Here is a 10,861-nt window from a genome sequence, read left to right as displayed (position 1 = left end):
GGGCAGGGGGGCGCCCTCGTGCTCGCCGGTGGCTCCGGCGACCGGGGCGGTGAAGAGGTGCTCGGTGCCGGGCGGCGGCGGGCCGCCGACCCCGATCGCCTCCGCCTGCCACGCCGCGCGGTACGAGACGACCTCCTCGTGCGAGCGGCCGACGAAGTTCCACCACATCAGGATCTTCTCCGCCAGAGGCTCGCCACCGATGAGCAGCAGGCGCGCGGGAGCGTCGCCCGCCGAGAGACGCAGCATGCGGCATCCAGAAGCCAGATAGGCCAGCTCGTGCGACTCGACGATGCTGCTCTGGATGCCCACCCGCCCCGCATCGACAAGCACCCCGTGCTCGAAACCGGCGTCGACCTCGAGCTCGACCACGCCCGCGGCGGGCAGGTCGATCTGGGCGGCGACGAGCGCGCTGAAGAGTGTCGCATCGGCCCGCACCCCGCCGAGCGCGCCCATGAAGACCTGCACGTCTGCGTCACCGAGGCGAACACGGCGCGCGCGGTGGCTCTCGAACGACGGCGGCAGGTGGCGGGACGCGTCGGGCAGCGCGACCCAGAGCTGGGCGCCGTGCAGAACATCAGTGCCGGGCGTCGACACCTCGGAGTGGCTGATGCCCCGACCCGCCGTCATCAGGTTGAGCTCACCCGGGCGCACGATCGCGTGGCTGCCGACGCTGTCGCGGTGCTCGATCTCGCCCTCGAACAGCCACGACACGGTCTGCAGCCCGGTGTGCGGATGCGGCGGAACGCGCATGCCGCCCGACGCGGCGACCGGCTCGGGGCCGTAGTGGTCGAGGAAGCACCACGCGCCGATCATGGTGCGGCCCTTGCTCGGCAGGGTGCGGCGCACGGTCATCGCGCGGGGCCCGCCGAGCGGCACTTCGCGCGGGGTGAGGATCTCGACCGGCGCGGCGGCTGTGGTGTCGGCTGCGGCTGCTGTGTCGGCGGCGGCGGCGACGCTGTCGCTCGAGCACTCCAGGATCTCGCTCGGGTGCCGTTCGAGGTTGCTCACAGCGGAAGCCTAACCGCCGCCGGCGCAGCACGCGCGGTGTGGTACTTTTCAGCGCGGGCTGCGCGGGCTGCGCCGGCTGCTCGGGCGGCGCGGGGGAGTGCAGGGGGAATCGTGCTGAGAATCACAGCGTCCGTGGTCGCGATCGTCGTCGCGTGGTCGGGTTGACCGCGAACCTCCGCTACGTGACCTCGTAGGCGCGTCGCGGGGCGCGGCATCCGCCCTCTGATAGGTTGACGCTCGTTGCCGGGGGTCGGCACACGGAGAAGTGAGTTGGGGAACGTGAAACTTTTCACCGCGGCTGTTGCCGCTCTCGTCGTCGGGTCGGTGTTCGTCGCGACACCGTCGTTCGCGGAAGGGTCGGCGTCGGTCGCCCGCTCGTCCGCTGCGCTGCAGGTCAGCGCCACCACCGGGCTGCCGGTCGCGACGGATGCCCTGCCGTTCGCCGCAGACGAGCTGCCCGCACTCGACCCGGCGCATCCCGCCACCCCGCCGAAGCCTGCCGCCGCAGCGGTGCCCTTCGCTGAACGCCCTGCAGCCGCCGACCCGCTGGCAGCAGCTGCCGCGCCCCCGGCCGCGGTGACCGTCTCCGGCACCGTGACCGTCGGCTCGAACCAGCCGGGCACGGCTGTCGCCGGCGTGATCGCGACGGCGACGCAGGTCGACGCCGACGGCACGACCGTCGCGACGACAGACACGACCTCGACCGCGACCGGCGCGTTCGCCTTCACGGGGCTTCCCGCCGGCAGCTACTACTTCTCGTTCTACTACGACGGAGACCCGGCCGGCGCCACGGCGATGTGGTGGGGCGCCACCGCCACGAAGCCGTTCGGAAACGCTGCCGTCGCCCTCGCCGCCGGCCAGAAGCTCACCGTCGACCAGCTGCTGCAGCCGACCGGCACTGTCGGCGGCCGGCTCTCGACGGGTGACCGCCAGACGGCTCCCGACTCCGCAGAGGTGCAGCTCTTCCTCGCCACGCGGCTCGACGACGACAAGTACCACCCGGTGATCCGTCTCGGCTGGGCCGACGACGGGCAGTACCTCATCGACTTCGTTCTGCCGTACTCCGACTACGCCGTCTTCGCGATCAGGGTCGGGGCCGATACCTCGTACGCTGAGATCTCCAGCTCCGACGCCTTCAGCCTGGGCCCGAACGAGACCACCCGCCACGACACGATCGTGTCGAAGCTCATCGCCTCGGTCTCCGGCGTGAACGACGCCACCAACGCGTTCGTCAACGCCCTGTACTGGGACTTCCTCACGCGCTCGCCCGCACCGGAGGACATCACGTTCTGGAACCGCCAGTTCGCCGGCGGTGCGGGGCTCGGCGCGGTGTCGACCGGTTTCGTCACGAGTGACGAGTACCGCCTCATCCGCATCGACGCTGCGTACTCGAAGATCCTCGGGCGCGGGCCGGATGCCGGTGGCCGGGCCGACTGGCTGCGCTGGATGCAACAGGGCCTCATCACGACCGACGACATCGAGACCTCCTTCTATGCGTCGCAGGAGTACTTCGACCAGCGCGGCGGCACGAACACCTCCTTCGTCAAGGCGATCTACACCACGCTGCTGCACCGCGACGCGTCGTCCGCCGACGTCACCTTCTGGACCAAGCTGATCGTGCAGCACGGCCGCGCCTGGGTGATCGCGCAGTTCTGGGACTCCACAGAGACCATCAGCGAGCGGGTCAGCCTGATGTACGCCGCGTACCTCGGCCGCACGCCCGACCCCGCCGGTCTCGCCAACTGGGTGGGCACGGCCCTGCAGCTCGGCGACTCGGGTCTCCGCTCAGGGCTCTCGGGCAACGCCGAGTACGTCGGCCGCGCGCAGTACCGTTTCGGGGTCTGACCCCCTCCACCAGCCAGAGAGGCGGGCCCGGCACACGCCGTGGCCCGCCTTTCGTCGTCAGCGACGGGTTCCGGATGCCCGGCGGCGCCGGCTCGAGACGCCCAGCACGAGCAGGCCGAACCCGAACAGCGCGGCGGCGGCCGTGCCGACCGGGGCGAGATCGCCCTGGCCCGTGTTCGCGAGCCCCGGCGCGGGGGAGCCGGCGGCATCCGGAGCCGGAGTCGGCGAACCGCCGGGCAGCACCCCGCCCGGAGTCGCCCCGGGAGTCGCGCCGGGTGAGGGAGCCGGCGGCGCTGTTGCCGGGTCGGTCGGCACCGGGGTGTCGGTCGGCGGGGTCGTGGGCGGCGCGGCCGCCTGGTCGAGCCGGTCGAGCGTCACGAGACGGCCGAACTGATCGAACGACGCGGCGACCGACCCGCCCGAGGTGTACTGGCCGGGCACGGTGAACGAGTACGAGTAACCCCCGTCGTTCTCGAGCGGCATCAGGTACACGGTCGAGCTGCCGAGCGACTCCGGCGCGCCGTAGACGTAGTTCGCCACGGTGAACGAGTCGTTCGGGATGATCGACGTCGGTGTCACATCCCTGAAGCTCAGCGGCAGGTCGGCGCCGGCATCCCAGCTCGTCGGCGACACGGCCGAGGTCGCGATCGGAGTCAGCTGCTCGGCTTCGGCGGCGGTGGTCGGGATGACCGGGGCGGGGATTGGGCCCAGAAGCCCGAACGGATTCGAGCTCGTGTTGGACACACTCGGGTAGCCGTAGAGCACCGTCTGCCCGCGATAGATGTTCACATCTGCGCGGAAGGTCGCCGGGTTCTGGTTGTCGTCACCGCTCGGGCCGTCGATGTCGATCCGCACGTAGCCTGCGAAGTTCACCAGGGCGACGAGCCCTCCCGGGGTGGCGGTCGCGCTCACGACGCTGGAGGTGCCGGGCGCGGTCGGGTCGGCGACGGTCGAGGTGACGACCGTTCCGAACGGGTAGCCGTTGAGCTGCAGCAGGAGGGTGCCGGTGTCGAGCGGATGCGCGGCGGCGCTCGAGCCGTCGGGAGCCTTCGGCAGCGAGGTATCTCCGACCGATGTGACGGTGGCCAGGCGACCGTACTTGTCGAAGGAGGCGACGACATGGCGGCCGTAGGAGAACTTGCCCGGCACCTGGATCAGGTAATGGCCGTTCTGCAAGGGAGTGCCACCGACAGCCTCGGGCGCGCCGTAGTAGGCCCCCTCGGGGGCGTCGTAGGCGAAGCTCATGAGGTTGTCTGTGTAGTCGGGGTTGCCGACCCCGTTGGGGCTGACTTCGGTGAAACGCAGCAGCGTCGTGTCGCCGGGGCCCTGGGGTTCGGCGGAGACGGTGAAGTGTGTGGTCGGAATCTGCGCCAGCACGTCGGCAGACGTGGCCGGGGGCTTCGGCGCGCTGTTGCTGCCGAAGTGGTACTGGAATGTGTCGTCACCCGGCTGGTACGTGTAGGTCGTCGTCAGACCGCGGTAGATACTGGCGGCCTGACGGTGCGGGAACGTGCCCGGCAGCGGCGCCCCTCCGAGCTCGTGCACTTGGCCGTCGGACGTCTCGATGTACACCGCAGTCGGCCCGGCGAAGTCGCGGAGGGTGACCGATCCGTCGGCGCCGATCACGCCGGTCACCGTGGAGACGGCGGTCGAGTCGGCCGGATCCGGCGTGGTCACCGCCACGGTGAGCCCCGCCTGCGCCGGGTCGAACTCCAGCACGATCTCACCCGTGTCGATCTCGTGACCGGCGATCGGGGTGACCGGGCTGCTCGACGGAAAGCCGGTGTTCGCCGAGGCCGGCGACGCCGCACCGAGCCCGACCGCTGAGAGCCCCACTCCGGAGAGCCCGACGACGAGTGCAGCGATGAGGATGAAGCGCGCAGAGCGCGGGCGTGCAATCACGTGGGGTCCCCCTGATGGTTCGCATTCGACAATGAACTCGTTCAGCATAGGCCGCTCGCGCACTCGCGCTATGCCGAGGGCGAACAGAGCAGTATCGCGGGGGCTCCGTCGTTAACATTTATGTACCGGTTACCGTCACTGCCCCGGTACCCAAGGAGTCAGCATGTTTGAGAGATTTACCGACCGTGCCCGTCGTGTCGTCGTCTTGGCCCAAGAAGAGGCCAAGATGCTCAACCACAACTACATCGGCACCGAGCACATCCTGCTCGGCCTGATCCACGAGGGTGAGGGTGTCGCTGCCAAGGCGCTCGAGTCCCTCGGCATCTCGCTCGACGCCGTGCGCGAGCAGGTTCAGGACATCATCGGCCAGGGCCAGCAGCAGCCCACCGGCCACATTCCCTTCACGCCCCGGGCGAAGAAGGTTCTCGAACTGTCGCTCCGCGAGGCGCTGCAGCTCGGCCACAACTACATCGGCACCGAGCACATCCTGCTCGGCCTCATCCGCGAGGGTGAGGGTGTTGCCGCGCAGGTCCTCGTCAAGCTGGGCGCCGACCTGAACCGTGTTCGTCAGCAGGTCATCCAGCTGCTGAGTGGGTACCAGGGTAAGGAGGCTGTTGCTGTGGGCGGCAACGACCAGGCCCCTGACAAGGGCTCTCAGATTCTCGACCAGTTCGGGCGCAACCTCACGCAGGCCGCGCGCGACAACAAGCTCGACCCCGTCATCGGCCGCGAGAAGGAGATCGAGCGGGTCATGCAGATCCTCTCGCGCCGCTCGAAGAACAACCCCGTGCTGATCGGTGAGCCGGGCGTCGGCAAGACCGCCGTCGTCGAGGGCCTCGCCCAGGCGATCGTGCGCGGTGACGTGCCCGAGACCCTCAAAGACAAGCAGCTCTACACGCTCGACCTCGGGTCGCTCATCGCCGGCTCCCGCTACCGCGGTGACTTCGAGGAGCGCCTCAAGAAGGTCACGAAGGAGATCCGCACCCGCGGCGACATCATCACGTTCATCGACGAGATCCACACCCTCGTCGGTGCGGGTGCTGCCGAGGGCGCGATCGACGCTGCGTCGATCCTCAAGCCGCTGCTCGCCCGGGGTGAGCTGCAGACCATCGGCGCGACCACCCTCGACGAGTACCGCAAGCACTTCGAGAAGGATGCCGCGCTCGAGCGTCGCTTCCAGCCGATCCAGGTCGCCGAGCCGTCGTTGCCCCACGCGATCAACATCCTGAAGGGGCTCCGCGACAAGTACGAGGCATTCCACAAGGTGTCGATCACCGACGGCGCGATCGTCGCCGCGGCGAACCTCGCCGACCGCTACGTCTCCGACCGGTTCCTGCCCGACAAGGCGATCGACCTGATAGACGAGGCCGGCGCGCGCCTCCGTCTCTCGATCCTCTCCGCCCCGCCGGAGCTCCGCGAGTTCGACGAGCGCATCGCCACCGTGCGCGGTCGCAAGGAGGCCGCCATCGAGGAGCAGGACTTCGAGAAGGCCGCATCCCTCCGCGACGAGGAGAAGAACCTCCTCGGCGAGCGTCTGCGCCTCGAGAAGAAGTGGAAGTCGGGTGACGTCAAGGCATCGGGCATCGTCGACGAGGGGCTGATCGCCGAGGTGCTGGCCCAGGCCACGGGCATCCCGGTCTTCAAGCTCACCGAAGAGGAGTCCTCGCGGCTCATGTTCATGGAGAAGGCCCTGCACGAGCGTGTCATCGGCCAGGAGGAGGCCATCGCGGCTCTCTCCCGCACCATCCGACGCACCCGTTCGGGCCTGAAAGACCCGCGTCGCCCGTCGGGCTCGTTCATCTTCGCCGGCCCCACGGGTGTCGGTAAGACCGAGCTCGCCAAGGCGCTGGCCGAGTTCCTGTTCGACGACGAGAATGCGCTGATCTCGCTCGACATGAGTGAGTACGGCGAGAAGCACACCGTGTCGCGGCTGTTCGGTGCCCCTCCCGGGTTCGTCGGCTTCGAAGAGGGTGGCCAGCTCACCGAGAAGGTGCGCCGCAAGCCCTTCAGCGTGGTGCTGTTCGACGAGATCGAGAAGGCGCACCCCGACATCTTCAACTCGCTCCTCCAGATCCTGGAAGAGGGCCGGTTGACCGATGGCCAGGGTCGCGTGGTCGACTTCAAGAACACCGTGATCATCATGACCACGAACCTCGGCACGAAAGACATCACCGGTTCGCCGATCGGCTTCCAGTCGACCACGAACGTCTCGACGTCGTACGACCGCATGAAGGGCAAGGTCAACGAAGAGCTGAAGAAGCACTTCAAGCCCGAGTTCCTGAACCGTGTCGACGACACGATCGTGTTCCCGCAGCTGTCGAAAGAGGAGCTGCTGCAGATCGTCGACCTGTTCATCGGCCGCCTGCGCGACCGCCTCATGGACCGCGATCTCACGATCGAGCTCTCCGTTCCGGCGAAGGAGCGCCTCATCGAGGTCGGGTTCGACCCGTCCCTCGGTGCCCGGCCGCTGCGTCGCGCCATGCAGAACGAGGTCGAAGACCGTCTCTCGGAGCGCATCCTGCAGGGTGAGCTGAACGCGGGCGACCACATCTCCGTGGACTTCGTCGACGGCGAGTTCACCTTCGCCACGCGCTCGCCCGAGCCCCTCGCGGCGCTGACCGCCGACGGCGCCGGCGCGGTGTCGATCGACAAGGTGTAGCGCTCGCGGCTGCCGCCCCGCCGCTCGCGGTCGCGGCATCAGCCCCCGCCTCAGGGCCCGTCCACTCCGGTGGGCGGGCCCTTTCGCGTGCCCGCCGCCTTCCCGTGCCCGCCCCTTCCGCGTGCCCGGCCCCTTCGGCGAGACGGCCACCTGCGGGCGAGATGGGCACGTGCAACAGTCGGTCTCGCCCTCAAGTGACCGTCTCGCGCGGAAATGGAGGGACGCGGGCGCGCGGGAAGGTGAGGCGACGGGCGGTGGGCGCCGGAGAGGGCGTTTTTGGGATCGGCGGCGGGTGCGGGAGGATGGAGCATGACCGAGACGACGCCCGCAGCCGCACCGACCACCGCAGCGACAGCCGCGGGTACCGCGCGCAGCAGGGTCACCGTGCGTCGGGCCCGCACCAGCGACATCCCGTGGATCCAGCGGCTCACCGAGCCCCTCGTGCAGGAGCGCGTGCTGCTCGGCAAGGACTCGGTCGTGCTCTACGAAGCGGTGCAGGAGTTTCGCATCGCGGTCGACGAGCACGGCACCCCGATCGGCTGCGGCGCCCTGCACGTCTTCTGGGAAGACCTCGGCGAGGTGCGCACCCTCGCGGTCGACCGCGCCCACCTCGGCCGCGGCGTCGGTCATGCCCTACTCGACCAGATCGAGCGGGATGCCCGCGAGCTCGGTCTCTCGCGACTGTTCTGCCTGACGTTCGAGGTGTCGTTCTTCGAGCGGCACGACTTCGTCGCCTCGCCGCTCTCGCTGGTGGCGCCCGAGGTGTACGCCGAGCTGGTGCGCTCACCCGACGAAGGTGTCGCCGAGTTCCTCGACCTCGCGCGGGTGAAGCCCAACACGCTCGGGAACACGCGCATGCTGAAGCACCTGTAGGGCTGGCATCCGTGACGCCACAGATGCCCGAGGCCGTGCCTTCTGACCATCCAGAGCCCTATCAGGTGTGCGTCTGCTACCTGCTGAGGCGGGCTCCGGATGGCCGGGCCGAGGTTCTGCTCGGCCAGAAGCTGACCGGGCTCGGTGCCGGGCGGCTCGTCGGGCCCGGCGGCAAGGTCGAGCCGGGCGAGTCTGCGATCGAGGCGATCGTGCGCGAGGTGCAGGAGGAGACGGGCATCCGTGTGGCGCCCGGCGACCTGCGCGAGGTCGGTTTTCTCGACTACGAGTTCCCGCACCGGCGCGCCTGGAGCCAGCAGTCGACGGTCTTCACGGCGACGCGCTGGGAGGGCGAGCCGATCGCGTCGGAGGAGCTCGCGCCGCGGTGGATCGCGGTCGACGCGATCCCGTTCGAGCGCATGTGGGACGACGCGAAGCACTGGCTGCCGGCGGTGCTGGCGGGCGGCGAGGTGCGGGCGTGGTTCTCCTTCGCCGCCGACAACGCGACCGTCGCCGCGAGCGACCTGCCGCTCACCTGATCGCCGCGGGCGGGGTCGCAACCGAGGATCAGGCGCGCGTTGTGCCCGTGGGTCGCACATCGTGCCGCTCATCCTCGTTTATGTCGCGTCCGCGTCGGGCAGGTCGCACGATGTCACGGCCGGATGCGTGGTCGCGGGACGCGCGCGCGGTGGCGGCGGCGCCAGCCGGGGTCGCAACCGAGGAGCAGGCGCGCGTGGCGGACGTGGGGCGCGCTTCGGGCCGCTCATCCTCGGTTGCGGCGCCACCGCAGCGCGGCGTCAGCCGCCCAGCGCCGCGCGCAGGAACGCCACGAGGTCGGCGGCGGCGCGCTTCGCGGTCGGCATGATGTGCGGGTAGGTCACCCAGCCGTGAGCGGCGTCGCCGTAGATCTGCACGTCGACGCGGTTGCCTGCGTCTCGCAGGCGTTCGGCGTAGCGGATCCCCTGGTCGCGCAGCACGTCGTGCGCCGCGACCTGCACCAGCGCCGGCGGCAGCCCGCCCAGGTTCTCGGCGCGCAGAGGGGCGGCACGGGCATCCACCCGCACCGGCGACGCCGCATCGGGGCCGAGGTAGAGGTCGAGGAAACGCCGCATGTCGGCCTGGTGCAGCACCGGGTTCGTGGCGTTCAGGCGCATCGAGCGGTCGTCGAGCACCGTGTCGGTGACGGGGTAGATGAGCGCCTGCGCCGCGACGGCCGGGCCGCCGCGGTCGCGCGCGAGCTGGGCGACCACGGCCGAGAGGTTGCCGCCCGCGCTGTCGCCGATGACGGCGAGGCGGGCCGGGTCGCCGCCGAGAGCGCCGGCTTCAGCGGCGGCCCACTCGAGCGCCGCGAACGCGTCGTCGACGGCGGCGGGGAAGGGATGCTCGGGAGCGAGCCGGTAGTCGACGGCGATCACGACGGCCCCGAGTTCGGCGGCGACCCGGCTCGGCAGCCAGTCGCACATGTCGAGGGCGCCGAACAGCGTCCACCCGCCGCCGTGGAAGTAGAGCACGATGGGCAGCGCGCGGGTCGGGGAAGCGCCGGGCTCGGCTCGCGGGCGGTAGATGCGCACGGGCAGGTCGCCGGCTAGCGTCGGGATGGCACGATCATCCACCACCACACCCCGGTGCCGACCGCCGAACACCAGCCTGCGAACAGGCGCAGGCACGTGCTGCATCGTCTGGTTGTGCGCGATGTCGGCGGGGCTCATGGTGGCGACATGCATCGATGCAAACCGGTCCATGATGCGGCCCCATGCGCGCACGCGGCGCGGGATGGCGCTCACGCGCGCTCCCCGCGGTCGTCGGTCAGCCGCGGCGATCGCGGCACCCGGCCCGACGGCACGCCCGCGCTGAAAACCGACAGCGCGACGTCGCTGCGACCGAGCGAGAGCCGCTTGCGCAGCAGCCCGTGCGCCAGCGGCGAGTCGATCAGCTCGGAGTGCGGCGACACCACCAGCCCGAGCGTGTGCGCGTGCAGCCAGAGCCGCTGCAGCACGCGGCCCGCCTCGAGGGCGTCGGGCTCGGAGACGCCGATGCGACTGTCCATCGCGGCCGTCAGGCGCGGGGTGTCGTCGAGGGCCGCGAGGCGCGCGTTCGCGACGAGCACGAGGTGGGTGGCCGACTCGGTGGTGCTCTCGGCGAGTGAGAGGGCGAGCGGGCGGAGGGTGCGGGCGCGTTCGAGGCTCTCCGCACTCCGGCCGACGACGCCGGCCAGCTTGACGAGCGGGTTCCGGATGCTGCGCCGACGCGTTGCGGGCGAAGCCAGTCGGGCGAGCGGTGCGGGGAGGCCGAGCATCCGGTCGGTCATGCCGTCGCGGCGGTAGCCCGGATGCGCCGGATCGAGCCGCAACCAGTGCAGCAGCTCGTTCGCGATGCTGGGGCGCGACGCGGTGAACGCGATGCCGAGCCGGCTGAGGTAGCCCATCGCTTTGTCGTCGAGCCGGCGGAGGCTGAGCCACGGCGGCAGGTCGACGTCGCTGAGGTTGTTCCAGGTCGCCGGATGCCCGACCAGCCGCCCCCGGTACACCGCGCGGTCGCGCACATTCCCCTTCCACCCATCGTACGTCGCCGAGGAGG

8 protein-coding genes are annotated in these 10,861 nt (G+C 70.3%); 4 read left to right on the top strand and 4 right to left on the bottom strand.

Going from position 1 to position 10,861, the window contains the following annotated elements; all coding sequences use genetic code 11:
- Positions 1-1,008 (bottom strand): pirin family protein (locus C5B96_RS10835; protein ID WP_233189146.1); only part of this gene is annotated, 1,008 nt, incomplete at its 3' end.
- A 279-nt stretch (positions 1,009-1,287) separates the two neighbouring features.
- On the opposite strand from C5B96_RS10835, the gene C5B96_RS10830 reads away from it, so the two are divergent.
- Positions 1,288-2,853, top strand: coding sequence for a DUF4214 domain-containing protein (locus C5B96_RS10830; RefSeq protein WP_104245380.1), 1,566 nt, complete (start codon positions 1,288-1,290; stop codon positions 2,851-2,853).
- A 57-nt stretch (positions 2,854-2,910) separates the two neighbouring features.
- On the opposite strand, the gene C5B96_RS10825 is transcribed toward C5B96_RS10830, so the two are convergent.
- Positions 2,911-4,755 carry a hypothetical protein gene (locus C5B96_RS10825; protein WP_104245379.1) on the bottom strand — a complete coding sequence of 615 codons (1,845 nt, stop codon included), beginning with the start codon at positions 4,753-4,755 and terminating at the stop codon, positions 2,911-2,913.
- A 163-nt stretch (positions 4,756-4,918) separates the two neighbouring features.
- Here C5B96_RS10825 and C5B96_RS10820 point away from each other — a divergent pair, with 163 nt between their 5' ends.
- From C5B96_RS10820 to C5B96_RS10810, 3 genes are all read left to right on the top strand, one after another.
- Positions 4,919-7,414, top strand: coding sequence for an ATP-dependent Clp protease ATP-binding subunit (locus tag C5B96_RS10820; RefSeq protein ID WP_104245378.1), 2,496 nt, complete (start codon positions 4,919-4,921; stop codon positions 7,412-7,414).
- Positions 7,415-7,723: 309 nt separating this feature from the next.
- Positions 7,724-8,287 (top strand): amino-acid N-acetyltransferase, encoded by a 564-nt coding sequence (locus C5B96_RS10815; RefSeq protein WP_104245377.1) that lies wholly within the window; start codon positions 7,724-7,726, stop codon positions 8,285-8,287.
- Positions 8,288-8,298: 11 nt separating this feature from the next.
- Positions 8,299-8,823 carry an 8-oxo-dGTP diphosphatase gene (locus C5B96_RS10810; protein ID WP_233189145.1) on the top strand — a complete coding sequence of 175 codons (525 nt, stop codon included), beginning with the start codon at positions 8,299-8,301 and terminating at the stop codon, positions 8,821-8,823.
- Positions 8,824-9,081: 258 nt separating this feature from the next.
- Here C5B96_RS10810 and C5B96_RS10805 read toward each other — a convergent pair whose 3' ends face one another.
- Positions 9,082-10,068, bottom strand: coding sequence for an alpha/beta hydrolase (locus tag C5B96_RS10805; RefSeq protein ID WP_104245375.1), 987 nt, complete (start codon positions 10,066-10,068; stop codon positions 9,082-9,084).
- Positions 10,065-10,861: hypothetical protein (locus C5B96_RS10800; protein ID WP_233189144.1), on the bottom strand; the 797-nt coding region annotated here is incomplete at its 5' end. The genes C5B96_RS10800 and C5B96_RS10805, both read right to left, overlap by 4 nt.

The organism is Subtercola sp. Z020, from assembly GCF_002931235.1.
Taxonomy (GTDB): domain Bacteria; phylum Actinomycetota; class Actinomycetes; order Actinomycetales; family Microbacteriaceae; genus Subtercola.
The sequence above is the reverse complement of the archived record's forward strand: the minus strand, read 5'-3'. Positions and strand labels throughout refer to the sequence as shown.

Coding starts and splice junctions, on each gene's coding strand:
- C5B96_RS10820 (WP_104245378.1), top strand. CDS start 4,919: ATGTTTGAGAGATTTACCGACCGTGCCCGTCGTGTCGTCGTCTTGGCC.
- C5B96_RS10815 (WP_104245377.1), top strand. CDS start 7,724: ATGACCGAGACGACGCCCGCAGCCGCACCGACCACCGCAGCGACAGCC.